This window comes from Lysobacter antibioticus HS124, from assembly GCF_000336385.2.
In the GTDB taxonomy this organism is placed as follows: domain Bacteria; phylum Pseudomonadota; class Gammaproteobacteria; order Xanthomonadales; family Xanthomonadaceae; genus Lysobacter; species Lysobacter firmicutimachus.
Genome location: NZ_HG424621.1, coordinates 16,436 through 40,576, shown reverse-complemented (window position 1 = coordinate 40,576; position 24,141 = coordinate 16,436). Strand labels below are relative to the sequence as shown.

Here is a 24,141-nt window from a genome sequence, read left to right as displayed (position 1 = left end):
GACGAAGCCGCAGATGCGTTGCGCGTCGACGCTGCGTTCGACTTCTGCGGTGAGCCCGAAGCCGTCGCCGTAATCGTCGACATGCAGGACGAACGGGTAATTGGTGCGGTCGTGGCCGCCCAGCGACTCGACGCCTTGCAGGGCCGGGATCGTGCCGTCGCGTTGGCTATAGCGGTAGTTGAGCAGGCTGGCGAACAAGGGCGCATCGGCCGGTAGGCCGCTGCAGCGCTGGGCCAAGCTCAGCGAGGCGTGCTCGTGGCGCAGCAGCTCGGCCAGGGAGGCGTGCACCGCGCGCAAAGCGGTCTCGACCGGCCTGCCGTCGATCCTCACCCGCAACGGCAAGGTGTTGAGAAACATTCCCATCGCCCGCGCCGCATCGGCACCGGCCTGCAACCGGCCGAACAACACGGTGCCGAACACCACGTCGTCGCGGCCGCTGCACAGCCCCAGCACCTGCGCCCAGGCCAGATGGAACAGGCTGGCCGCACCGACGCCGTGGGCGCGGGCCAGGCGGCGCAGCCGCTCGGACAATTCCGCGGGCAGGTCGTGCCGGGCCTGCTCGATCCGCGAGCCGTCGCCCTGCACGTCCACCAAGCCGAATGGCGCGGTCGGCTCGTCCAGGTCGCCGAGCATGGCGCGGAAATACGCCTCGTGCTCGGCCTGCCCCGCATCCTGGCGCGCGCGCGCCACGAAGTCGCGGAACGGCACCGGCGCCGCCAGTTCGTCGCCGCGTCCTTGCAGCAACGCCCCCACCTCGTGCAGCACCAGTTCGGTCGTGGCGTGATCCACGGTCAGGTGGTGGTGCAGCAATTGCAGCAGCCAGCGCCCGCCGACAGGATCGAACGCCGCATAAGCCTGCAGCATCGGTGCGCGGCGGAGGTCCAGCCGGGTGCGGCGCGCATCGGCCCGTGCCTGCAGTTGCGCCCGCACGTCGCCGCGGGTTGGGTCCAGATCGAGTTCTTGCACGCGCAGTTCGGCGCGGCGCCAGACCACCTGCACCGGCTCGTCCAGGCCTTCCCAATGCACGGCAGTGCGCAGGATGTCGTGGCGCGCGATCACCTGCTGCAGGGCGGCGAGGAAGCGGTCCAGGCGGGCGCGGTCGTCGAAACGCAGCAGCGCCGGCAGCAGGTAGGCGTCGCTTTCGGGCTGCAGCAGGTGGTGGAACAGGATGCCTTCCTGCAACGGCGCCAACGGGTAGATGTCTTGGATATTGGCCATGCCGCCGGGTACGGCGGCGGCGATCCGCTCGATCTGCGGCTGGTCCAGGCGAACCAGCGGCAGCATCTCGGGCACGATGCGTTCGCAGCCACCGGCGATGGCATTGGCCGGTATCGCGACCGCATCGCCCTGCCCTTGCTCGGCGCATGCGGCCAGCGCACTCAGGCTCGGCGCGGCGAACAGATCGCGGATGGACACCGGCAGCCCTTCCTGGCGCAGCCGCTCGGCCAGTTGCACGGCGAGAATCGAATGGCCGCCGAGTTCGAAGAAGTTGTCGCTGCGGCCGACCTGATCGACCCCGAGCGATTCGGCCCAGATCCGCGCCAGCGCCTGTTCGACCGCTCCGCGCGGCGCCTCGTAGGCGCGCTGGCGATAGGCCTGATCGTCCGGCGCCGGCAGCGCCTTGCGGTCCAGCTTGCCGTTCGCGGTCAGCGGCAGCGCCGGCAGGCGCACGTACGCCGCCGGCAGCATGTAGTCGGGCAAGCGCTCGCGCAAAGACTCGCGCAGCCGCGCCGGCTCGGGCAGCGGCGCGGCGTCGTCGGCGACCAGATAGGCCACCAGGCGCTGGTCGCCCGGCACATCCTCGCGCGCGACGACGATCGCTTCGCCGACGCCGTGGATGCGGGCCAACTGCGCCTCGATCTCGCCCAGCTCGATGCGGAATCCGCGGATCTTGACCTGCTGATCGTTGCGGCCGAAGTACTCCAGCGTACCGTCGGCCAAGTAGCGGCCGAGATCGCCGGTGCGGTACATGCGCGCCCCGGGCACGCCGCTGAACGGGTCGGGAAGAAACCGCTGCGCATCCAGCTCCGGGCGCCGCAGGTAGCCGCGCGCCACGCCGGCGCCGCCGACGTACATTTCGCCGGTGCAGCCCACCGGCAACGGCCGACCCTGCGGGTCAAGCACGTACAGGCTCAGATCGCCGATGCGCGCGCCGATCGGACTGGCGCCGGGGCGCTCCGCATCGGCCGGCTGCAGCGCCCGATAGGTCACGTGCACCGTGGTCTCGGTAATGCCGTACATATTGACCAGGCGCGCGGCGCGGTTGTGCGCCTGCGCGTACCACGGCTTGAGGCTGGCCATTTCCAGCGCTTCGCCGCCGAAGATCACGTAGCGCAACGCATGCGGGCGCGGTTCGGCTTGACCGGCGGCGATGAACTGGCGGAAAGCGCTCGGGGTCTGGTTGAGCACGGTCACGCCCTGCTCGCAGACCAGGCGATGGAACTCGGCCGGCGCCCGGCTGATCGCATGCGGCACCACGATCAGACGCCCGCCGTGGATCAGGGCGCCCCACAACTCCCATACCGAGAAGTCGAAGGCGAATGAATGGAACAGGGTCCAGACATCGTCGCGGTCGAAGCCGAAATCGGCCTGCGTCGCGGCGAACAAGCGGCTGACCTGGGCGTGTTCGACCATCACGCCCTTGGGCAGGCCGGTCGAGCCCGAGGTGTAGATCACATACGCCAGATGTGCAGGCGTCAGTCCTGCGACCGTCGGATCTTCGGCGCTCGCCTGCGCCCAGGGCTGCTCGGCCTGCGCCGGGTCCATCCGCAGCGCACGATATTCGGCGGCCGGCTGCAGGCGCTGCAACATGTCGTCGTCGCCGATCAGCACCGCCGGCGCGCTGTCGCGCAGCATGTGCAGGAGACGCTCGTCGGGATAGGCCGGGTCCAACGGCACGTAAGCGCCGCCCGCTTTGAGCGTGGCCAGGATCGCCACCACCAGGTCCAGGCCGCGGGCCAGGCCGATCGCGACCAGCGCGTCCGGCCCGACGCCGAGTTCGCGCAAGTGATGCGCCAGACGGTTGGCCCGCCGATTGAGCTCGCCATAGCTCAACGCCTGGTCCTGGTACTGCACCGCGACCGCATCGGGCGTATCGCGCGCATGGCGTTCGAACAGCCGATGCATCAACTGCGGCGCGCCGGTGTCCGACTGCGGCTCATTGAACCGATGCAGGACCAGGGTGCGCTCGGTCTCGTCCATCAGCGGCAGATCGCCCACCGGGGTGTCCGGCGCTTCGATCGCGGCCAGAAGCAATCGTTCGAGCCGGCGCAGGTGCGCGGCCATGTCCTGCTCGCCGAACACGTCGGGGTCGTAGTTGAATTCGATCCGGACCGGGCGCTGTTGCTCGTAGTCGCGCACATACACCGCCAGGGGCTGGCGCTCATAGCCGTTGTGCAGGGGATACGCCGAAGTGGCGACGCCGGCCATGCCCAGGTCGCCTTGGAAGCCCTCCATCGACAACGTCAGGTCGAACAGGCCGCGACGGTCGCCGACCCCGGTGAGCAATTCGCGATGCAAATCGGCCAGCGGGTAGCGCTGGTGCCGGTAGCAGCGCTTCATTTCCGCCGCGGCCTGCGCCAGCACCGCGGCGAACGGGGACCGCGCATCGACCGCAATGCCGACCGGAATCGCCGCGGCGAACATGCCGACTGTGCGCCGCTGCGCGGCGCCGGTGCGGTTGTGCACCGGCATGCCGATCACCACCTCGTCCTCGCGCCCGGCGAGACGGGCGAAATACACCGCCAACGCGGCGGCGATGAAGTGCGTGCTGGACCCGCCCTGGGCTGCGGCGACTTCGCTCAGTCGCCGATAGTGGGCGCGCTCCAGTTGCCAGACCGCCTGGCCGAATCGCCGATCGAAACGGCCGCGCCGGCCCGGTGCCTGCTCGAACAGCGGGTCGGGCAGCTTCGCATAGCGCTGGGTCCAGAACTCGCGGTCCTTGGCGTGCCGCGGCGAGGCCAGATACTCGGTGTCGCGGGCGATGAAGTCGCGATAGTCGGCTTCCCGACCCGCCTCGTCGCCCCCCTCCTCTGCAGGCGCCAAGGCCTCGCCGCGTTCGAGCCGGTTATAGGCCTCGCTCACCGCCTGGCCGATCAAAGACACGGTCCAGCCGTCGGCGACCAGATGGTGGAAGCACAGCAGCCAATAGGCGCGCTCCGGCGCCACCTGCAGCCACTGCATGCGCCATAGCGGCTGACCGTATAAGGCAAAAGGCTGGTCGAAAGCCTCGCGCATGCGGTCCCAGGCGCGCTCCTCGGCGTCCTCCCGACCGCGGAGATCGATGCGCTGCAGACCGGTCCCCACGATATCGGCGAAGCGCTGCCGGGCGCCGTCGCGGCTGCGTTCGAGCACGATCCGCAAGGCCGAATGGCGCTGCGCGACGTAGCGCATCGCGGCTTCGAAGCGGTCCGGGTCCACCGCCCCTTCGAACAGCACCGCGATGCCGATGTTGTAGCAAGGCAAGTCCGGCGCCAACGACTGGTCCAGCCACACGGCCTGCTGAGGAGAGCTCAAAGGATGGAGTGCTTCGCTGCTCATGGGATCGGCTGATTGAAAATCGGAAGGAACGGGTCGCCCGCGCGCACCGCGCGCAAGGCGTTGTCGTGCGTGGCCGGACGCCGTCAGGGATCGCAGCGGTCCGCCACCAGGGTTTCGAGCCGTCGCAGGCGACGGCTGGCCAGAGCGAACGACGTCAATGCCAACCCGATCGCGCCGCTGACGAAGAACAAAAAGCCGATGCCGCGTCCGCGTCCGCTGCCGAACCAGCCGCCGACCGTCGCGTCGAGCGCACCGCCTTCGCGCAGCGCGGGTTCCAGTACCGCGTCGGCCAGCCAGCTTCCGATCAGCAGCACGACGCACATCACCAGCATGTTGCTCGCTGCAACCAGGGAGAAAATGCTGCCCTGACGCGACAGCGGCGCCTTGCGCATCCACAGCGCGTGCGAACACGCCACCGACGTGCTGCCGCAAAACAGGCACACGAACGCGGTCGCGCACCACCAGGCCGGTCCCGTCGCGTAGCCGGCGATCAGCACCGCCGCGCACTGCAGCGCGTCGCAGGCCAGGATCCAGTGCATCAGGTTCCGGCGAATCCAGGCGGTCGCGACCACGATCGAACCGAGTAGTCCGCCGACGATGCCGACCGACATCACCAGGCCGAGCACATCGCTGGAGTGGGTCGACAGCACCATCGGCGTCAGCAACGTCGTCGCCAGCACCATCAGGCATTGCACCAGCGCGCCATACAGCAGCAGGGCGCGCATCAACGGTTGTTCGCGCAGATAGCCGAACGCGCCGCCGAAGCTGTTCATGGCGCCGCCTAGCAGGCCTGTTTTCGCCGCGATCGTGCCGCCGCGTACGCGATCGCCGGCACGGGTCAGCGCTGCGAACATCAGCGCCGCGCCGCCCAGCAACAGGCACAGTTGGGTCGCCATCACGCCCTGCAGCCCCAGGCGCGCCATCAAGAAGCCGGCGGCGGTGGGCGCGCCGACCTGAACCAGGGCGCGCGAAACACCGGTCAGGCCGCCGACCTGAGCGAAACGGTCCTTGGGCACGAAGCGGCTGATCGTGACGCGAATCGCCGGCCTGCGCAAAGCGCCCAATGCCGATGCGGCCGCGGCATACAGGTACAAGGCGCCGATGCCCGCCCGGCCGTACACCAGCGCCGTCACGATCGCGAACGTGCCGGCGATGGCGCCCAGATCGCAGCACAACACCACCCAGCGCCGATCGTAACGGTCAGCGAACGCTCCCGCGAACGGCGTCGCCAGCATGCCCGCCAGCACCGCGAAGAGGATCGACAACGAATAGTCCTGGGCCGATCCCGTTTGAGAGAAGATCCACACGCCGACCGCGAAGCTGACCAACGTCGTGCCCAGGTCGAACGCGGTCTCGCTCAGCCACAGCAGCGCGAACGTCGAGCGCGCGCGCGGCGCCGCTTGCGGCGATGTCGCGCTCGTGGGTCCGCTCGTCGATGCCGGCGCTTGCTCGACGGTCGCCTCCTGCATACGTTCGCTCTCTCTGGTTCCCGCGAACGATGCGTCGCGGGTACTTCTGCGGCGAGATGTGGTCGCGTTGCTTCCAGGCGCGGCGCGCCCGACTGAATCCGGCTAACGCAACAGGCTTTGGTTCGGTGACTGCGTCCATAACATATATCGCAGTGTTGAAAGTTCTTTACGAACGCTGCAGCGAAGATTTGCAAACGGAGTACCCGATCAAACTCTGCGACATCGATTTGTTTCCGTTCAACTCGTTCGCGTGGCTTCGTCACATTCAGGCGCGAACGGAACGCGCACTCGGACAGAGAACGTCGACGTCGCTGCGCAAACTCCGCGAAATCCAGGCAATTCCTACACAGCGCGAATGCAATTGCCGCTGGCCGATGGGATGCAACATCCGGTCGCATCGCGCCGAGGCGATCTCAACGCATGCATGCGTTCGTTATCGACGATTAACGAATGCGCGTTCCGCATCGTGTTGCGCAACGCTTTCGATGCCGTGTTCCGCGCTGCGCGCACCGCGCGATGCATCGACCGGCTGAGGGGTGCACCGATCGCCGCGCGTGTCTGCCGCAAGTTTCGTAACCACGGCCTGCGACCTGGCGTGTTATGCATCGCAAGCCGTCTGGGCCGGACGGCAAATGCGCTGCTGCATCGTTCGCTTCGCGTACGGCAACGTATGCACGAAGCCGCACCAACGATTGCGCGCACCGATGGTTCCGAAATCGTCTCGATGGTCTTGCGCCGCCCCGCACGAGGGCCGGCGGCGATCTTGGCGGCTGCGGCGCATGCCGGCTGCGGATCTCGATCGCAGGCCGCTTTCGATTCGCCAGGATCAGCAAACTCCTGGCGGCCGCCGCAACGGACCCGCGCGCTCCACTGCGGCACTTATATATAGGTAAGCGCGCCCCCGTTCCGGACGCGGCGCCACGCCGGCATCGACGGCCGCTCCAAAACGCCGACGGCCCGCGCGAGCGCGGGCCGTCGTTGGGCGGGCTGGGCCGGCATCGCCGGCGCGGGCGGCGCTCAGCTGCGCAGCTTGAGCGCCCGGTTCACCGCCAGCGCGGCCATGGTGCAGATCGCGCCCGACAGCAGGTAGACCCCGACGAACGCCAGGCCGAATCGGGCGCACAGCCCCAGCGCGACCAGCGGCGCGAACGCAGCGCCGATCAGCCAGGCCAGGTCCGAGGTGAGCGCGGCGCCGGTGTAGCGGTACTTGGAGCCGAAGTTGGCGGTCACCGACCCGGCCGCCTGGCCGTAGGACAGGCCGAGCAGGACGAAGCCGATCAGGATGAAGGCATCCTGCCCGACCGCGCCGCCGCCGAGCAGGGTCGGCGCGAAACCGCTGAACATCGCGATCGCCGCGGCCAGTGCGGCCAGGGTGCGAGGCCGGCCGAAGCGGTCGGCGATCAGGCCCGAGACGACCACCGCGCCCGCGGCCAGGAAGGCGCCGACGATCTGCACCGCCAGGAACTGCGGCACGGACTGGTCCGAGTACAGCAGGATCCACGACAGCGGGAAGATGGTGACGATATGGAACAGCGCATAGCTGGCCAAGGCGGCGAAAGCGCCGATCACCACATGCCGGCCCTTGGCGCCGACCAGTTCGATCACCGGGGTCGGCTCCAGCTCGCGCTCGCCCAGCTCACGCTCGTATTCGTGGGTCAGCACCAGGCGCAGGCGGGCGAACAGGGCCACCACGTTGATCGCGAACGCGGCGAAGAAGGGATAGCGCCAGCCCCAGTCGAAGAAGTCGGTCGGCGACAGGGCGCCGTAGAGATAGGCGAACAGGGCCGCGGAGATGATGAAGCCGACCGGGGCGCCGAGCTGGCCGAGCATGGCGTACCAGCCGCGCCGGTCCTTGGGCGCGTTCAGCGCCAGCAGCGACGGCAGGCCGTCCCAGGAACCGCCCAGGGCCACGCCCTGGCCGAGCCGGAACAGCGCCAGCAGCACGATCGACAGGCTGCCGATCTTGGCGAACCCGGGCAGGAAGGCGATGCCGGCGGTGCAACTGCCGAGCAGGAACAAGGCCGCGGTCAATTTGGTGCTGCGGTCCCAGCGGCGCTGGATCCACATGAACAGCACCGTGCCCAGCGGCCGCGAGACGAAGGCCAGGGCGAAGATCGCGAACGACCACAAGGTGGCCTCGAGCTTGCCGAGGAAGGGAAAGAACACCGAGGGGAAGACCAGGGCCGAAGCGATGCCGTAGACGAAGAAGTCGAAGTACTCCGAGGCCCGCCCGATCACCACCCCGACCGCGATCTCGCCGGGCTTGACCTCGCCCTGGGGCTCGGGGCCATGGACGGAAACGGTGCGGGACGACTCCGGGAGGGCATGGCTGGGCATAGGCATCATAGGCGGGCGCTCGGTACGGGTTGCGGTCCGTGGTCGGCGGCTGTGCCGGAACGGGCGGGTGGCTTGACCCGCCTCTCCGACGTTACTCCGGTCTGCGGACGACGCCAATACCGCCTTCGGAGCGCCCTGTTCAGCGCCAGGCCGCGCCGTTGTTGGGTTTCGTGAAGACGGCGCGACGCCCCGGCCCTGGCCTGGGCCCGGCCGGGGCGATGTTGCAGCGCAGCGCATGGGACAAAACGTCCAATCGTCCCCACCGCCGCCGGCCTTTAGGATCGCGCCCATCGCCGCGGCCGTCGCGGCCCTCGCTCGTGCCTACGCGTCAGATCGATGAACGCCTTCAAGACTCTGCTCCGACCCCTGCTCACCGCCGGCGCGACGCTGGCGCTGGCCGGTTGCAACACCGTGGTGCTGAACCCGTCGGGCGACATCGCCCAGCAGCAAGGCAACCTGATCGTGATCTCGACCGTGCTGATGCTGCTGATCATCGTGCCGGTGATCGCGCTGACGCTGTTCTTCGCCTGGCGCTACCGCGCCTCGAACACCAAGGCGACGTACAAGCCCGATTGGGACCACTCCACCCAGCTCGAGCTGGTGATCTGGTCGGCGCCGCTGCTGATCATCATCATCCTCGGCGCGATCACCTGGGTCAGCACTCACACCCTGGACCCGTATCGCCCGCTCGACCGGATCAAGCCCGGCCAGCCGGTCGCCGCCGACGTCAAGCCGCTGGTGATCGAAGTGGTGGCGCTGGACTGGAAGTGGTTGTTCCTGTATCCGGAGCAGAACATCGCCACGATCAACGAAGTGGCCGCGCCGGTCGACCGGCCGATCCAGTTCAAGATCACCGCCTCGACGGTGATGAACTCCTTCTACGTCCCGGCCCTGGCCGGACAGATCTACGCGATGCCGGGCATGCAGACCCAGTTGCACGCGGTGATCAACAAGCCGGGCGATTACGAGGGTTTCTCCGCCAACTACAGCGGCGCCGGCTTCTCGCACATGCGCTTCCGCTTCCACGGCCTCGACCAGGCCGGCTTCGACGCCTGGGTGGCCAAGAACCGCGCCAGCGGCACCACCCTGGAACGCGCCGGCTATCTGGAACTGGAAAAGCCCAGCGAGAAGGAACCGGTGCGCCGCTACGGCGCGGTCGCGCCGGGCCTGTACCACGCGATCCTCAACCGCTGCGTCGACGCCAGCCGCATGTGCATGGACGAGATGATGGCGATCGACGCCGGCGGCGGCCTCGGCCTGAGCACCGACGCCCTCGCCCAGCGCCGCACCGGCGACCTGCGCGGCGGTCCCTACGTGGCCTCGGCCATGTGCCTGACCTCGCCGAGCGCCGCGACCCCGAACTGGGGCGTCGCCACCCTCGCGCCGTAAGGCGCGCAGCCACCGCATTCCTTAGTTAGCGCGCCCAAAGGCGTCAGGTCCGGCAGCGGACCTTCGGAGTCAAGATGTCAGAACAGCCCCATCCCGCCCACCTGATCTTTGGCCGGCTCACCTGGGAATCGATCCCGCTGCACGAGCCGATCCTGATCGCCACCTTCGCCATGGTCGTGCTCGGCGGCCTCGGCGTGGTCGCCCTGCTCACCCGCTACAAGCTCTGGGGCTACCTCTGGAAGGAGTGGTTCACCAGCATCGATCACAAGAAGATCGGCATCATGTACATCGTGCTGGGGCTGGTCATGCTCATGCGCGGTTTCGCCGACGCGATCATGATGCGCCTGCAGCAGGCGATGGCGTTCGGCGACAACGCCGGCTATCTGCCGCCGCACCACTACGACCAGATCTTCACCGCCCACGGCGTGATCATGATCTTCTTCGTGGCGATGCCGCTGGTCACCGGCTTCATGAACTACCTCGTGCCGCTGCAGATCGGCGCGCGCGACGTCGCCTTCCCGTTCCTCAACAACTTCAGCTTCTGGATGACCGCCTGCGGCGCCGCGCTGGTGATGGTCTCGCTGTTCGTCGGCGAGTTCGCCACCACCGGTTGGCTGGCGTATCCGCCGCTGTCGGGCATCGCCTACAGCCCGGGGGTCGGCGTCGACTACTACATATGGGCGCTGCAGATCGCGGGCGTGGGCACATTGCTATCGGGCGTCAACCTGATCGCGACCATCGTCAAGATGCGCGCCCCCGGCATGAGCATGATGAAGATGCCGGTCTTCACCTGGACCTCGCTGTGCACCAACGTGCTGATCGTGGCCGCGTTCCCGGTGCTCACCGCGGTGCTGTTGCTGCTGTCGCTGGACCGCTACGCGGGCACCAACTTCTTCACGAACGATCTGGGCGGCAACCCCATGATGTACGTGAACCTGATCTGGATCTGGGGCCACCCGGAGGTCTACATCCTGATCCTGCCCTGCTTCGGCATCTTCTCCGAGGTCGTCTCGACCTATAGCGGCAAGCGCCTGTTCGGCTACGCCTCGATGGTCTATGCGACGGTGGTGATCACCATCCTGTCCTACCTGGTGTGGCTGCACCACTTCTTCACCATGGGCTCGGGCGCCAGCGTCAACTCGTTCTTCGGCATCACCACGATGATCATCTCGATCCCGACGGGCGCGAAGATCTTCAACTGGCTGTTCACCATGTACCGCGGCCGCATCCGCTTCGAAGTGCCGATGCTGTGGACGATGGGCTTCATGGTCACCTTCGTCATCGGCGGCATGACCGGCGTGCTGCTGGCGGTGCCCCCGGCCGACTTCGTCCTGCACAACAGCCTGTTCCTGATCGCTCACTTCCACAACGTGATCATCGGCGGCGTGCTGTTCGGCCTGTTCGCCGGCATCAACTTCTGGTGGCCCAAGGCCTTCGGCTTCAAGCTCGATCCGTTCTGGGGCAAGTGCTCGTTCTGGTTCTGGCAGATCGGCTTCTTCTTCGCCTTCATGCCGCTGTACGTGCTCGGCCTGATGGGCGTGACCCGCCGCGTCAGCCATTTCGAGGACGCCTCGCTGCAGATCTGGTTCGTGATCGCCGCCTTCGGCGCGGTGCTGATCGCCCTGGGCATCCTCAGCTTCCTGATCCAGGTCGCGGTCTCGATCCGCAACCGCAAGGCGCTGCGCGACGAAACCGGCGACCCGTGGCAGGGCCGCACCCTGGAGTGGTCGACCTCCTCGCCGCCGCCGGACTACAACTTCGCCTTCACTCCGGTGGTGCACGACAACGACGCCTGGCACGACATGAAGCAGCGCGGCTACCAGCGTCCGACCTCGGGCTTCCTGTCGATCCACATGCCCAAGAACACCGGCGCGGGCGTGGTCATCGCCGGCCTGAGCACGCTGTGCGCGTTCGCCCTGATCTGGCAGATGTGGCTGGTTGCCGGCGTGTCCTTCGCCGCGATGCTGATCGCCGCCATCGTCCATACCTTCAACTACAAGCGCGACTACTACATCCCGGCGGAGCAAGTGACCGCCACGGAAAACCAGCGCACGCAACAACTGGCCGCCGCCCATGTCTGACGCCCACGCCATCGCCACCCACACCCCCGACGGGCGCCCGGTCTTCTTCGACCTCAAGGGCAAGCACCATCCGCAGAACGGCACCCTGCTCGGGTTCTGGCTCTACCTGATGAGCGACTGCCTGGTGTTCGCGGTGCTGTTCGCCGTCTACGGCGTGCTCGGCCGCAGCTACGCGGCCGGCCCGTCCGGCGCCGACTTGTTCGACCTGCAGTTGGTCGCGATCAACACCGCGATGCTGCTGCTGTCGTCGATCACCTACGGCTTCGCGATGATCGCGATGACCAGGCGCAAGCTGGCCGCGGTGCAAGGTTGGCTGGCGGTCACCGGCTTGTTCGGCCTGGCCTTCCTCGGCCTGGAGCTGTACGAGTTCGCCCACCTGATCCACGAGGGCGCCGGCCCGCAGCGCAGCGCGTTCCTGTCCTCGTTCTTCGCTCTGGTCGCGACCCACGGCCTGCACGTCACCTTCGGCGTGATCTGGCTGGTGGTGCTGATGGTCCAGCTGCGCAAGCACGGGCTGATTCCGGAGAACCGCCGCCGCCTGCTGTGCCTGTCGATGTTCTGGCACTTCCTCGACGTCGTCTGGATCGGCGTCTTCACCTTCGTCTATCTGATGGGAGCGCTGCCGTGAGCCACCCGGTCGCCAATCAACACCACGACAACGGCCACGATCACGACGGCCACGACGGCCACGACGATCACGGCCATCATGCCGGCGACGACTACCACGGTACCGTCAAGGGCTACGTCGTCGGCTTCCTGCTGTCGGTCGTCCTGACCGCGATCCCGTTCTGGCTGGTCATGGGCAAGGTGATCCCGAGCTCGGGCACCACCGCCTTCGTGATCCTGGCCTTCGCGGTCGTGCAGATCGTCGTGCACATGGTCTACTTCCTGCACATGAACACGAAGTCGGAGGGCGGCTGGAACATGCTCGCGCTGATCTTCACCCTGGTGTTGGTGGTGATCATGCTGGCCGGTTCGTTGTGGGTCATGCACCACCTCAACGTCAACATGATGCCGATGCCGCACGACATGCGGGCCATGCCTTGAGGCCGGGAAACACTCCCGCGGAGTGAGGCGACAGTGGACTCCTCGCCGCAGGCTGGAGGCGATGCCCGGGACTGCGTTCCGGGCATCGCGCTTTATGGGCCGGGTTCGGCCCGGACTGTTAGGATGAGCGGCGACGCAGTCGCGGCTTTGTACCCGTTGTTCGCGAGGTGGCGCCCATGACGACGGCCCCGGCCCGGCGACCGCGCGGCGTTCTCGCGCTGGTCGCGCTGTACGTGTTGTTCGCGGCCCTGTTCGCGGGCCTGATCGCGCTCGGCAGTTGGCAGGTCCAGCGCCGCGCCTGGAAGCTCGACCTGATCCAGCGCGTGGAAGCGCGCGTGCATGCGCCGCCCGGCGCACCGCCGGCGCGGACCGATTGGAGCACGGTGAGCGCGGCCCGCGACGAGTACCGTCACGTGCGCCTGAGCGGCCGCTATCTGCCGGGGCGCGACACCTACACCCAGGCCGTCACCGAACTCGGTCCTGGCTACTGGCTGCTCAGTCCGTTCCGGACCGAGGGTGGCGAGATCGTGCTGGTCAACCGCGGCTTCGTGCGCGAGCGCCGGCCGGCGGCGCCCTCGTCCGCCGGCGAAGTGACCGGCCTGTTGCGCCTCAGCGAGCCCGGCGGCGGCTTCTTGCGCAGGAACGCCCCGGCGCAGGAACGCTGGCATTCGCGCGACGTCGCCGCGATCGCCGCCGCCCGCGGCCTGGACGGCGCGGCGGTCGCGCCTTACTTCGTCGACGCCGACCGCACGCCCGGCGCCGATGCCGGCCCGGCGCAGGAGCCGGTCGGCGGGCTGACGGTGATAAAGTTTCCCAACAATCACCTGGTCTATGCGCTGACCTGGTTCGGACTGGCGCTGATGGTCGCCGGCGCGGCTTGGCGCGTGGCCCTGGAGCAACGCCGGCGGCGCCGCGCTGCGCCGCCGCCGACCGATGAGGTTCGTTGAGGCCCGACGATGCAGGACATTTCCCCACCCCGCGCGACCGACGCCCGGCCTGCATCGCCGCCCCCTTCCGCATCGGCCATCCCGCCTCCGCCGCTGCTGGCCACGGCCCTGCGCGCCAGCGCCGGAGTGCGCAACATGCACCAGCTGATCCAGCTGCGCTGGATCGCGGTGATCGGCCAGGTCGCGACCATCCTGTTCGTCCATTTCGGCTTCCGCATCCAGTTGCCGCTGGCGCCGATGGCGATCGTGCTGGCCTGCCTGGCTGCGTTCAATCTGGTCAGCGCGCTGCGCTGGCGGCATCGCGAGAAGGTCACCAACGGCGCCCTGTTCCTGGCCCTGCTGGTCGACGTGATGACCCTGACCGCGCAGCTCTACCTCAGCGGCGGCGCGGCCAATCCGTTCGTGTTCCTGTACCTGCTGCAGGTCGCACTGGCCGCGGTGCTGCTGCGCACCTGGGCCAGTTGCGCGATGGTGCTGGTGACCACCGCCTGCTTCGTCGCCCTGACCCGCTTCTCCGGCCCGGTGGTGATCCCGGCCGACCCGACCCGCGGCCTCGCCGATCCCTACGTGCAGGGCCTGCTGCTGTGCTTCGCCCTCAACGCCACCCTGCTGGTGGTGTTCATCACTCGCATCGGCCGGATCCTGCGCGCCCGCGACCAGCACCTGGCCGATCTGCGCCAGCGCGCCGCCGAGGAAGAGCACATCGTGCGCATGGGCCTGCTCGCCTCGGGCGCGGCCCACGAGCTGGGCACGCCGCTGGCGACGCTGTCGGTGATCCTCGGCGACTGGCGGCGGATGAAACCGTTCACCGAGCAGCCCGAACTGCTGCAGGAACTGGACGAGATGCAGACCCAGCTGCAGCGCTGCAAATCGATCGTCACCGGCATCCTGCTCTCGGCCGGCGAAGCGCGCGGCGACGCACCGGTGGAAACCACCGTCGGCGAATTCCTCGACGACCTGGTCGCCGAGTGGCGCGCCACCCGGCCGGTGCGCGGCTTCGACTACGCCAACGAATTCGGCGCCGACGTCGCCATCGTCTCCGACTCCGGCCTCAAGCAGATGATCGGCAACATTCTCGACAACGCTCTGGAGGCCTCGCCCGACTGGGTCGGCCTGGAGGCTTGGCGCGACGAGGACCGGCTGGTGCTGCGGGTCAGCGATGCCGGCCCCGGCTTCGCCCCGGCCATGCTCAGCCAACTCGGCAAGCCGTATCAGTCGAGCAAAGGCCGTCCGGGCCGCGGGATGGGCCTGTTCCTGTCCTTGAACGTCGCCCGACAGCTGGGCGGCAGCATCGCCGCACGCAACCGCGAACCCAGCGGCGCGGTGGTCACCGTGAGCCTGCCCCTGTCCGCCCTGACCCTCAACGAGGCCGCCGCCGATGAGTGAGAACGCCGCTCTGCGCCGGCTGCTGATCGTCGAGGACGACGCCGCGTTCGCCCGCACTCTGAGCCGCTCGTTCGAACGCCGCGGCTACCTGGTGCACCACGCCGCCAACCTGGCCGAGGTCGGCGAACTGCTGCGCGAGCATTCGCCCGGCTACGCCGTGGTCGACCTCAAGCTGGCCGGCGGCGACTCCGGCCTGGCCTGCGTGCAGGCGTTGCACGCCCACGACCCGGACATGCTGATCGTGGTGCTCACCGGCTACGCCAGCATCGCCACCGCAGTCGAGGCGATCAAGCTCGGCGCCCTGCACTACCTCGCCAAGCCCTCCAACACCGACGACATCGAAGCCGCCTTCACCCGCGCCGAAGGCGACGCCACGGTCGAATTGACCGAACGCCAGACCTCGATCAAGACCCTGGAATGGGAACGCATACACGAGGTGCTGGCGGAGACCGACTTCAACATCTCCGAAACCGCCCGGCGACTGGGCATGCACCGGCGCACGCTGGCGCGGAAGCTGGGCAAGCATCGGGTGAAGTGAAGCGTTCGCGCCGCCGGGCCGACTGCGGCCACGGCGCGCCCGCCGTGTTGCGTGCGCCGGATCGATCGTGCCCGCCGGGCGGCAGGCGCGTCGCGCGTCACGAATCCCGCCGTGAATACGATTGCAACCGATCCGGAGCAGCGCAACATCGTGCCTAGAGTGTCCCCGCGCGATGTGCGCGGCGGAGCGACGAGGCGACGGCGATGCGGAATACGCAACGGCGAGGGATTGCGGCGGCCATCGCCGAACACAGGCGCTTCGGGGCCGTCGCCCTGCTCGCCCTGACGACGGCCTGGCCGTTCGCCGCGTCCGCGGCGATCGACGCGCAGCAACTGGGCGCGCGCTACGACGCCTCGCAGACCAATCTCGCGTTCCGGGTGTATTCCTCGCGCGCGACCCGGGTCGAAGCGTGGCTGTACAAGGCCGGTTCCGGCACGCAGGAGGTCGCGCGCATCGCCCTCAGCAAGGACGCGGCCAGCAACGTCTGGTCGGCCACGCTGCCGGTGAGCACGATCAAGACCACCTACGGCATCACCGGTGCGGTGTACTACGGCTATCGGGCCTGGGGACCGAACTGGCCGTACTCGGCCGCGTGGACAAAGGGCAGCAGCACCGGCTTCGTCAGCGACGTCGACGCCGCCGGCAATCGCTTCAATCCGAACAAGCTGCTGCTGGATCCGTATGCGCGCGAGATCAGCCAGGACCCGAACACCGCCGCCTGCCCCGACGGCACGATCTACGCCAGCGGCGCGCTGCACCGGCACAAGGACAGCGGCGCCTGCGCGGCCAAGGGCATCGCCCTGGCGCCGCAGTCCGGCTCGATCGGCAGCAAGCCCGGCCGGCCGCTCAAGGACGAGGTCGTCTACGAAGTGCATGTGCGCGGCCTGACCCGCAACGACGACAGCGTACCGGTCGGCGAGCGCGGCACCTATGCCGGCGCGGCGCGCAAGGCCGCCTACCTGGCCTCGCTCGGCGTCACCGCCGTCGAGTTCCTGCCGGTGCAAGAAGCGCAGAACGACCAGAACGACATCGACCCGAACTCGACCGCGGGCGACAACTACTGGGGCTACATGACCCTGAACTACTTCGCACCCGACCGGCGCTACGCGGCGGACAAATCTCCGGGCGGGCCGACCCGCGAGTGGAAGGCGATGGTCAAGGCCTTCCACGACGCGGGAATCAAGGTCTATGTCGACGTGGTCTACAACCACACCGGCGAAGGCGGCCCCTGGGGCGGCAGCGATGGCCTGACCGTGTACAACCTGTTGTCGTTCCGCGGCCTCGACAACCCGGCCTACTACTCGCTCAGCAGCGACTACCAATACCCCTGGGACAACACCGGCGTCGGCGGCAACTACAACACCCGCCATCCGGTCGCGCAGAACCTGATCGTCGACTCGCTGGCCTACTGGCGCGACACCCTCGGCGTGGACGGCTTCCGCTTCGACCTGGCTTCGGTGCTGGGCAACACCTGCCAGCACGGCTGTTTCAATTACGACAAGCTCGATGCCGCGACCGCCCTGAACCGGATCGTCGCCGAATTGCCGCCGCGCCCGGCCGCTGGCGGCGCCGGCCTGGACCTGATCGCCGAACCCTGGGCGATCGGCGGCAATTCGTATCAGGTCGGCAATTTCCCCGCCGGCTGGGCGGAATGGAACGGCCTGTACCGCGACGCGCTGCGCAAGAAGCAGAACAAGCTCGGCCAGGAAACCGTCACCGCCGGCACCCTGGCCACGCGTTTCGCCGGTTCCAGCGACCTGTACGGCGACGACGGCCGCAAGCCCTGGCATTCGGTCAACTTCATGGTCGCCCACGACGGCTTCACTCTCAACGACCTGTACGCCTACAACAGCAAGCAGAACAGCCAGCCCTGGCCCTACGGCCCCTCCGACGGCGGCGAAGACCACAACCTCAGCTGGGACCAGGGCGGCGCGGTCGCCGAACAACGCAAGGCCGCGCGCACCGGCCTGGCCTTCCTGATGCTGAGCGCGGGCGTGCCGATGATCACCGGCGGCGACGAAGCCCTGCGCACCCAGTTCGGCAACAACAACAGCTACAACCTCGATTCGCCCGCCAACTGGCTGTACTGGACCCGCAGCGCCATCGAAGCCGACCACGAGACCTACACCCGGCGCCTGATCGCGTTCCGCAAAGCGCATCCGGCATTGCGGCCGTCCGCTTTCTATTCCGGCGCCGACAACAACGGCAACGTGATGGAGCAGTTGCGCTGGTTCAAGCCCGACGGCGTCCAGGCCGATGCGGCCTACTTCAACGCCGCCGACAACCACGCCATCGCCTGGCGCATCGACGGCAGCGAATTCGCCGATCCGGCCAGCGCGATCTACGTCGCCTACAACGGCTGGTCGGGGCCGGTGAACTTCGTCCTGCCGTGGCCGGGCAACGGCAAGCAGTGGTACCGCGTGACCGATACCGCAACCTGGAACGAGGGCCCGAACACGGTCGCCCTGCCCGGCGCGGAGACCGCGATCGGCGGCGAGAACACGACCTATGGCCTGCAGTCGCGCTCGCTGTTGTTGCTGATCGCCAAGTAGGGGCTGGGGCGGCGAATCCCGACCGCGGTCGCAATAGCCGCAGGACGATGGCCTCGCCGCGCACGGCTTGGCGTTGGGCGGGATATCGGCGGGTGTTCCGTCCCGCCGTCGCCGAGGTTCGCATGTGGCAGTTGCGCACGATCGACAACCCCAGCGGCGCGGCCCTGTGGTTCAGCGACGGAGCGCCGCTGACGGCGATGCGCGGCGGCAGCGGCGCATCCAGCCGGCTGATCGTCGACGGCCTGGGTTTCCTCGACATCACCGACTTTCAGAACGGCTTCCCGAACGGCCCGGTGATGGACATCGTCGACTGCAACGGCGTCGACCTCGACTACACCCCCAACCCCAGCGTGCAGATCGACCTGAGCCTGAGCGCCGACGCGCGCTTCGCCGTGACCGCGGTCGGCAGCGGCCAGAGCGGCGCCGGGGCGCTAAAGCCGTTGCCGACGATCGACCCGGCCGACGCGGCCTACCTGGAGGCGATGATCGCGCAGAAGTACGTGCCGTATCAGGACATCCCCGATGCGCCCGGCAAGAGCGCCGCGGAGATCCGCGCCCTGGGCCTGCAACTGTTTCCGTTCACGCCGTACTCGTTCCCACTGGCGATGTCGATCTACGACTGGACCACGGCTTCGTTCACCCGCCTGGTGCTGATGAAGATCTTCGCCTACACGGCGATGGGCCGGTCGCCGCCGCCGCTGGACCAGCCCGGCATCGCCGAGGCGATCTGGGAGTCGAACTGGAACACCTACAACCCGAGCAACGCCGACTACATGCGCTCGTTCCTGATGGTGCCGGCCGATTCGCTGCAGAACGTGCAGACCCAGCTGGCCGCGGTGGCGGATCAACTGCAACGTTTCGCCGACATCGAGAACCGGCTGCTTGCGGCCGGCTTCCAGTCCATGCCGCGCACCAGCACCGTCGACCAGGCGCAGCTGTTCAGCGGCCAGGTCGACATCTACCAACTCGGCACCGAGCACTTCGGCATCGAGTTCCTGCAATGCCCGCTCAATGCCGGCCCGGCAGGCGTGCCGTTGCAGATTCCGCTGCAACAGGCGCTGGACGACTACATCCAGGTCGGCGATACCCTGACCACCAAGATGGTGTGGAGCTTCGGCAGCACCTACGAGGAGGCGTTGCAGTACCAGAACGGCATCATCCTGATCGCCAACCCGCCGCCGGGCGCCTGGGTCTGGGACGCGGCCAGCTACATCACCCCGCTGTCGGACGGGCCGGACAAGATCGAGTACACCTTCGCCCCGGGCACGAGCTTCCTGGTCCAGTCGGTGGAATGGAGCCAGGACGGCAAGGGCGATCCGCTGTGCCTGATCACCCTGCAGGCGCTGTCGGACTGAACGGATCGCACCGCCGACGGCGGTAGTCGCTCGGCGACTGGCCGAAAGCGCGGCGGAAGCAAATCCCTCCTTTTTTAAGGATGAAACAGCACCGGCACGAGATACCGACGCCCGCCGAAGGGGGGGCGCCAACCGCGACCGCGCACCGGCAGACAACGGCGAAAGGCGGATGCATACGCAGATCGCCCGCTTCTTTTCCCGGCCAGTCTTCAACCGAGGGCAGCCGCACGCGGTCACATGACCGGCGCAATGCCGCTAGGCGGCGTTGCCCAGATAGCGGCTCGGCGGCATGCCGACGATGCGCTTGAACATGGTGCTGAAGGCCGAAGCGCTGTCGTAACCCAGGTCCAGGGCCAGGGCGGTGATCGGCTCGCCCGCGGCCAGGCGCGGCAGCGCGGCGAAGATCGCCGCCTGCCGGCACCACTGGGCGAAGCTGATCCCGGTCTCGGCGCGGAATCGGCGGGTGAAGGTGCGCCGGCTCATCGCCAGGTCGCGGCACCAGTCGTCGATGCCGTCGTGCGGCGAGGGACGCGCCAGATACGCGCGGCAACGCTTGGCCAGGCGCGGCTCGGTCGGGAACGGAATGTCCAGCGGCAGCACCGGCGCGCGTTCGATCTCATGCACGATCAGCGAATAGATCAGCTGCGCGCGCGCATCGGCCTCGCCCGGCAGGGGCAGGTCCAGGGTCTCCAACAGCAACTGCCGCAGCAAAGGCGCGACCCCGAGCACCCGGCAGTCCGCCGGCAGATCGGCGCTGACGCCGGGTTCGACATAAACGCTGCGGGTGCTGATCCGCACCAGCACCTGCACCTCGTGCTCGACCCCGGCCGGAATCCACACCGCGCGTTCCGGCGGGACGATCCACCGCCCCGCCGAGGTGGTCACCAGCATCAGCCCGTGTGCGGCGTAGAGCAGCTGCGCGCGGCGGTGGCGATGGCGGGCGACGCGGTGATCGGTCGGATAGTCGTTCGCGGTGGCGACGATCCGCCCCGGCAAGGCGTCGGCCTGGGTCGCCAAAACGTTGCGCATTGGCCCGATCTCGAAGACTGTTGACCTGAACGATAATGCGGGCAGTGTCGCGGGCGCGTCTACTGCGTCACGACCATTTCCTTTCCGACCGATGCGATGCGAAGGACGGCTGCCGCCGCCCTCGCCCGCCGGTCGCTTCCGCGACGGGCCGATGGCCCGCTGATGCCGCATGAATTCTCTCGATACCGCGCGCACCGACGCCACGCTGTCCGCCGCCGATGCCGCTGGGCCGGCGGCGGTACCGGAATTTTCCGCGCCGGCCGCTGCCGCCGAACCGGCGCGCATCGCTTTGCCGATCCTGGCGATGCTCAGCGTCTGCCATCTGCTCAACGACATGATCCAATCCTTGCTGCCGGCGATCTATCCGCTGCTCAAGGACGCGTTCGCGCTCGATTTCGGCCAGATCGGCCTGATCACCCTCACCTTCCAGGTCACCGCTTCGCTGCTGCAGCCGCTGGTCGGCATCTACACCGACAAGCGGCCGATGCCCTACTCGCTGGCGATCGGCATGGGCTTCACCCTGGTCGGCTTATTGCTGCTGTCGCGCGCATCGAGCTTTCCGATGCTCCTGCTGGCCGCGGCCCTGGTCGGCTCGGGTTCGTCGGTATTCCATCCCGAGTCCTCGCGCGTGGCGCGGATGGCTTCCGGCGGCCGTCATGGCCTGGCCCAGTCGCTGTTCCAGGTCGGGGGCAACGTCGGCTCGGCCCTGGGGCCGCTGCTGGCGGCCTACGTCGTCATGCCGCACGGCCAGGGCAGCGTCGGCTGGTTCGCGCTGGCAGCGTTGACCGCCATCGCGATCCTGAGCCGGATCGGGGGGTGGTATCGCGCCCAGATCCCCGCGCAGCGGCAGCAGCGCAAGCGTGCCGGCACCGCGCCGCCGCTGCCGCGTCGCACCGTGGCGGCGACCATGGCCGTACTCGGCGTGCTGATCTTCTCCAAGTACTTCTACATGGCCAGCCTGTCGAGCTACTACACCTTCTACCTGATGGAGAAGTTCCACCTCGGCGCACGCGACGCCCAGTTGCATCTGTTCGTGTTCCTCGGCGCGGTCGCCGCCGGCACCCTGCTCGGCGGGCCGATCGGCGACCGCGTCGGCCGCCGCTACGTGATCTGGTTTTCGATCCTCGGCGTGCTGCCCTTCACCCTGATGCTGCCGCATGCCGACCTGTTCTGGACCACCGCGCTGACCGTGGTCATCGGGCTGGTGCTGTCGTCGGCGTTCTCGGCGATCCTGGTCTATGCGCAGGAACTGGTGCCCGGCCGCACCGGCGTCATCGCCGGCCTGTTCTTCGGCTTCGCCTTCGGCATGGGCGGCCTCGGCGCGGCCGCGCTGGGCCAACTGGCCGACCGCATCGGCATCGAGGCGGTGTACGGCCTGTGCGCCTATCTGCCGGCGATCGGGCTGCTGGCCTGGTTCTTGCCCAAGCTGGAACGCCGCGAAGACTGAGCGGCTGTGCCTGCGGAAGGCGTCTCACCGATTGAGACGCCCGCTGGGGAAGATGCGCCATGCATCAGGCCTCATTGTTCGCTCCGACTCCGCAGCGCTTCATCGCCGACGACGAAGACGGGGTGTACTACCTGCCCGGGGTGTTCGCCGCGGACGAAGCCGCGCAGCTGTTCGACAGCCTGCTCGCGCGGGCCGAGTGGAGTGCGTGCACCCGGATGATGTACGAGCGCCTGGTCGATGTGCCGCGGCGCATCGCCGCCTACCGGCTCGATCGCGATCGCCTGCCGCCGTGGCTGGCCCAGGCTGCGCAACGGGTGAGCGTCCGGCTGGACACGCCGTTCAACAGCGTCGGCCTGAATCTCTACCGCGACGGCGCCGACAGCGTCGCCTTGCACAACGACAAGCTGCGCGACCTGATTCCCGCGCGGCCGATCGCGGTGCTGTCGCTGGGCGCGCCACGACGCATGCTGCTGCGCGCCAAGCGTCCGCCGCATCGGCAGTGGCAGGTCGAACTCGAACCCGGCAGCCTGCTGGTCATGAGCCACGCCTCGCAGCGCCACTACGACCACGGCATTCCGAAAGCGCCGGGCGTGACCGCGCCGCGCATCAGCCTCGCGTTCCGGGTCCGGCCGGGTTGAAGGCCGCCCGTGGGCTGCGGGCGGCCGATGGCAAGATCAGTCGGCCTGCGAAGCCTGCAAGGCCGCGGCCAGCGCCGCATCGCCGGAGACCAGGTCGGCCCAGCGCAATTCCAATCCCTTGCGCCGGCCCTTTTCGGCCAGCTTGAAGCCATCCGGCTCCAGGATCAGGGTGTAGGCCTTGCCTTCGATCTCCAGTTCGCGACGGATCGGTTTATCGAGTGGGGTCATGAGGTCGGCTCCAGTCGTGGGGGGCGCGTCCGCGCCGTGACGTGCGCCGCTAGCGCGCGGCGTAGTACCAATGCAGCAGGGGCTCGGGCAGATGCAACTCCACGGACAAGGCCGGATAGGCATCCAGGCTGTCGAGCAGATTACGGCGCAGCCCGCTCAGTGCCGGGTCGTCGAGCAGGCCGGGCTCGCCCTGCAATTGGGCCAGCAAAGCCGCGCCGCGGTCGTACAGGCGTTCGCCCTGGCGCGCCAGTTCGGCCGCGGCCCAGTCGCGCAGCGGCCAGTGCAGCGCGTGGCCGACCGCCCGCAAGCGATCGGCTTGGTTCCACAGACCGGCATACGCGCCGCGATACCACTCGCCGTGGCCGGCGGCGGCCTTGCGTACGGTCAGCGGCGCCGGCGCGTTGTACTCGCCCAGGCTGCGATGCAGATCGCGTTCCAGGCGACGCGCCTCGCGCACCGAATCGGTCTGCGCCAGCCACCCGCGCTCGAGATCGAAGAATTCGTAATAGCGAGGATGCAGGGCCTGCATGCGGCCGAGCGGATTGCGGGAGAATCCAAGCTTGAGCAAATCCTCGCCGGCGCTTGGGAAAACGTACAGGTAGCACTCGCCTTCGCTCGCACCGGGCCCGGTGTCCGGATCGGCGCTACGCAGGAAAGCCAGTTCGGGGTCGGCACGCGCCGGCATCGTCGCTTCCGTCCGGCCCGTCCGCGGGCCGTTGCGCAGAGCATCCGCGCCGGTGCGTAAATGCGGTGCGAAACGGCGACGTGACCGCCGACGCGGTTCGCACCGGCGCGCCGTCGCAACCGCCGGGTGGCGCGCTGCCGCGCCGGCCGGACAACCGCTGCGGACACCCGTCCGCAAGCGACGGGAGCGGCTTGTTTCCGCGCTCCCCCGCGCGACTGGCCCTCGTCAAATGCGGTCTTCGATGCCGCGCACGCCGGATTTCTTGGCGCAATGCGCGCAGCAATAGAATCGGCCGTCGTTCTCGACGCCGTGGCCGACGATGCGGCAATCGCAGTGCGCGCAGCGCGGGGCCATCGCGTGGATCGCGCATTCGAAGGAGTCGAAGGTGCCGGTCTGTCCGGCCCGGTGGACGGTAAACGTCTTGTCGTACTGGTTGCCGCAAACATCGCAGGTCGACATGGCAGGCTCCTTGGA

19 protein-coding genes are annotated in these 24,141 nt (G+C 68.3%); 12 read left to right on the top strand and 7 right to left on the bottom strand.

Annotated elements, in window-relative coordinates; all coding sequences use genetic code 11:
- Together TX83_RS22425 and TX83_RS22420 are read right to left on the bottom strand one after the other, a co-directional pair.
- A partial coding sequence (locus TX83_RS22425; RefSeq protein ID WP_141233649.1) for a non-ribosomal peptide synthetase occupies positions 1-4,539 on the bottom strand: 4,539 nt, incomplete at its 3' end.
- Positions 4,540-4,622: 83 nt separating this feature from the next.
- Positions 4,623-6,008, bottom strand: coding sequence for an MFS transporter (locus tag TX83_RS22420; RefSeq protein WP_064750208.1), 1,386 nt, complete (start codon positions 6,006-6,008; stop codon positions 4,623-4,625).
- A 355-nt stretch (positions 6,009-6,363) separates the two neighbouring features.
- Here TX83_RS22420 and TX83_RS23080 point away from each other — a divergent pair, with 355 nt between their 5' ends.
- On the top strand, positions 6,364-6,897 hold the full coding sequence (locus TX83_RS23080; RefSeq protein WP_141233648.1) for a hypothetical protein: 534 nt from the start codon (positions 6,364-6,366) through the stop codon (positions 6,895-6,897).
- Between the two features lie 128 nt (positions 6,898-7,025).
- Here TX83_RS23080 and TX83_RS22415 read toward each other — a convergent pair whose 3' ends face one another.
- Positions 7,026-8,354, bottom strand: coding sequence for an MFS transporter (locus TX83_RS22415; RefSeq protein WP_087960783.1), 1,329 nt, complete (start codon positions 8,352-8,354; stop codon positions 7,026-7,028).
- 327 nt (positions 8,355-8,681) lie between these two features.
- Here TX83_RS22415 and cyoA point away from each other — a divergent pair, with 327 nt between their 5' ends.
- From cyoA to TX83_RS22370, 9 genes are all read left to right on the top strand, one after another.
- Positions 8,682-9,734: a ubiquinol oxidase subunit II gene (gene cyoA, locus TX83_RS22410; RefSeq protein ID WP_064750207.1), complete on the top strand. Its 1,053-nt coding sequence runs from the start codon at positions 8,682-8,684 to the stop codon at positions 9,732-9,734.
- A gap of 104 nt (positions 9,735-9,838) precedes the next feature.
- Positions 9,839-11,815: a cytochrome o ubiquinol oxidase subunit I gene (gene cyoB, locus TX83_RS22405; protein WP_222423814.1), complete on the top strand. Its 1,977-nt coding sequence runs from the start codon at positions 9,839-9,841 to the stop codon at positions 11,813-11,815.
- Positions 11,808-12,443, top strand: coding sequence for a cytochrome o ubiquinol oxidase subunit III (gene cyoC, locus TX83_RS22400; protein WP_064750205.1), 636 nt, complete (start codon positions 11,808-11,810; stop codon positions 12,441-12,443). Before cyoB ends, cyoC begins: the two co-directional genes overlap by 8 nt.
- Positions 12,440-12,862 carry a cytochrome o ubiquinol oxidase subunit IV gene (gene cyoD / locus TX83_RS22395; protein ID WP_064750204.1) on the top strand — a complete coding sequence of 141 codons (423 nt, stop codon included), beginning with the start codon at positions 12,440-12,442 and terminating at the stop codon, positions 12,860-12,862. The genes cyoC and cyoD overlap by 4 nt, the downstream gene beginning before the upstream one ends.
- 176 nt (positions 12,863-13,038) lie before the next feature.
- The gene (locus TX83_RS22390; protein ID WP_064750203.1) at positions 13,039-13,809 is read left to right on the top strand and encodes an SURF1 family protein; all 771 of its coding nucleotides are present in this window, start codon (positions 13,039-13,041) and stop codon (positions 13,807-13,809) included.
- A 135-nt stretch (positions 13,810-13,944) separates the two neighbouring features.
- Positions 13,945-15,195, top strand: coding sequence for an ATP-binding protein (locus tag TX83_RS22385; protein WP_261370250.1), 1,251 nt, complete (start codon positions 13,945-13,947; stop codon positions 15,193-15,195).
- Positions 15,188-15,733, top strand: a complete 546-nt coding sequence (locus TX83_RS22380; protein ID WP_064750202.1) for a response regulator transcription factor — start codon at positions 15,188-15,190, stop codon at positions 15,731-15,733. The genes TX83_RS22385 and TX83_RS22380 overlap by 8 nt, the downstream gene beginning before the upstream one ends.
- Before the next feature lie 203 nt (positions 15,734-15,936).
- Positions 15,937-18,285 carry a glycogen debranching protein gene (locus TX83_RS22375; protein WP_064750201.1) on the top strand — a complete coding sequence of 783 codons (2,349 nt, stop codon included), beginning with the start codon at positions 15,937-15,939 and terminating at the stop codon, positions 18,283-18,285.
- A 92-nt stretch (positions 18,286-18,377) separates the two neighbouring features.
- Entirely contained in the window at positions 18,378-19,640 is a 1,263-nt protein-coding gene (locus TX83_RS22370) for a hypothetical protein (RefSeq protein ID WP_141233646.1), read from the top strand.
- 255 nt (positions 19,641-19,895) lie between these two features.
- Here the strand turns inward: TX83_RS22370 and TX83_RS22365 are convergent, their stop codons facing one another.
- Complete coding sequence (locus TX83_RS22365) at positions 19,896-20,669, bottom strand: AraC family transcriptional regulator (protein ID WP_064750199.1); 774 nt, start codon at positions 20,667-20,669, stop codon at positions 19,896-19,898.
- Positions 20,670-20,838: 169 nt separating this feature from the next.
- Between TX83_RS22365 and TX83_RS22360 the strand changes: the two genes are divergently transcribed.
- Positions 20,839-22,116, top strand: a complete 1,278-nt coding sequence (locus tag TX83_RS22360) for an MFS transporter (RefSeq protein ID WP_064750198.1) — start codon at positions 20,839-20,841, stop codon at positions 22,114-22,116.
- 59 nt (positions 22,117-22,175) lie between these two features.
- A complete protein-coding gene (locus TX83_RS22355; RefSeq protein WP_064750197.1) occupies positions 22,176-22,754 on the top strand; it encodes an alpha-ketoglutarate-dependent dioxygenase AlkB family protein in 579 nt (192 codons plus the stop codon).
- A 36-nt stretch (positions 22,755-22,790) separates the two neighbouring features.
- Here TX83_RS22355 and TX83_RS22350 read toward each other — a convergent pair whose 3' ends face one another.
- The 3 genes from TX83_RS22350 to TX83_RS22340 all read right to left on the bottom strand — a co-directional run bounded on the left by TX83_RS22350 (position 22,791) and on the right by TX83_RS22340 (position 24,126).
- On the bottom strand, positions 22,791-22,982 hold the full coding sequence (locus tag TX83_RS22350) for a hypothetical protein (protein WP_064750196.1): 192 nt from the start codon (positions 22,980-22,982) through the stop codon (positions 22,791-22,793).
- Positions 22,983-23,031: 49 nt separating this feature from the next.
- A complete protein-coding gene (locus TX83_RS22345; protein ID WP_064750195.1) occupies positions 23,032-23,667 on the bottom strand; it encodes a GIY-YIG nuclease family protein in 636 nt (211 codons plus the stop codon).
- Between the two features lie 225 nt (positions 23,668-23,892).
- Complete coding sequence (locus tag TX83_RS22340) at positions 23,893-24,126, bottom strand: hypothetical protein (RefSeq protein ID WP_064750194.1); 234 nt, start codon at positions 24,124-24,126, stop codon at positions 23,893-23,895.
- Between the last annotated feature and the right edge of the window lie 15 nt (positions 24,127-24,141).

Excerpts from the sequence above, each read along its gene's own strand:
- TX83_RS22415 (WP_087960783.1), bottom strand. The coding sequence starts at position 8,354 with ATGATGCCTATGCCCAGCCATGCCCTCCCGGAGTCGTCCCGCACCGTT.
- TX83_RS22380 (WP_064750202.1), top strand. The coding sequence starts at position 15,188 with ATGAGTGAGAACGCCGCTCTGCGCCGGCTGCTGATCGTCGAGGACGAC.
- TX83_RS23080 (WP_141233648.1), top strand. The coding sequence starts at position 6,364 with ATGCAATTGCCGCTGGCCGATGGGATGCAACATCCGGTCGCATCGCGC.
- TX83_RS22350 (WP_064750196.1), bottom strand. The coding sequence starts at position 22,982 with ATGACCCCACTCGATAAACCGATCCGTCGCGAACTGGAGATCGAAGGC.
- TX83_RS22355 (WP_064750197.1), top strand. The coding sequence starts at position 22,176 with ATGCATCAGGCCTCATTGTTCGCTCCGACTCCGCAGCGCTTCATCGCC.
- TX83_RS22345 (WP_064750195.1), bottom strand. The coding sequence starts at position 23,667 with ATGCCGGCGCGTGCCGACCCCGAACTGGCTTTCCTGCGTAGCGCCGAT.
- TX83_RS22340 (WP_064750194.1), bottom strand. The coding sequence starts at position 24,126 with ATGTCGACCTGCGATGTTTGCGGCAACCAGTACGACAAGACGTTTACC.
- TX83_RS22365 (WP_064750199.1), bottom strand. The coding sequence starts at position 20,669 with ATGCGCAACGTTTTGGCGACCCAGGCCGACGCCTTGCCGGGGCGGATC.
- TX83_RS22385 (WP_261370250.1), top strand. The coding sequence starts at position 13,945 with ATGCACCAGCTGATCCAGCTGCGCTGGATCGCGGTGATCGGCCAGGTC.
- TX83_RS22360 (WP_064750198.1), top strand. The coding sequence starts at position 20,839 with ATGAATTCTCTCGATACCGCGCGCACCGACGCCACGCTGTCCGCCGCC.
- TX83_RS22420 (WP_064750208.1), bottom strand. The coding sequence starts at position 6,008 with ATGCAGGAGGCGACCGTCGAGCAAGCGCCGGCATCGACGAGCGGACCC.
- cyoC (WP_064750205.1), top strand. The coding sequence starts at position 11,808 with ATGTCTGACGCCCACGCCATCGCCACCCACACCCCCGACGGGCGCCCG.
- cyoA (WP_064750207.1), top strand. The coding sequence starts at position 8,682 with ATGAACGCCTTCAAGACTCTGCTCCGACCCCTGCTCACCGCCGGCGCG.
- TX83_RS22390 (WP_064750203.1), top strand. The coding sequence starts at position 13,039 with ATGACGACGGCCCCGGCCCGGCGACCGCGCGGCGTTCTCGCGCTGGTC.
- TX83_RS22375 (WP_064750201.1), top strand. The coding sequence starts at position 15,937 with ATGCGGAATACGCAACGGCGAGGGATTGCGGCGGCCATCGCCGAACAC.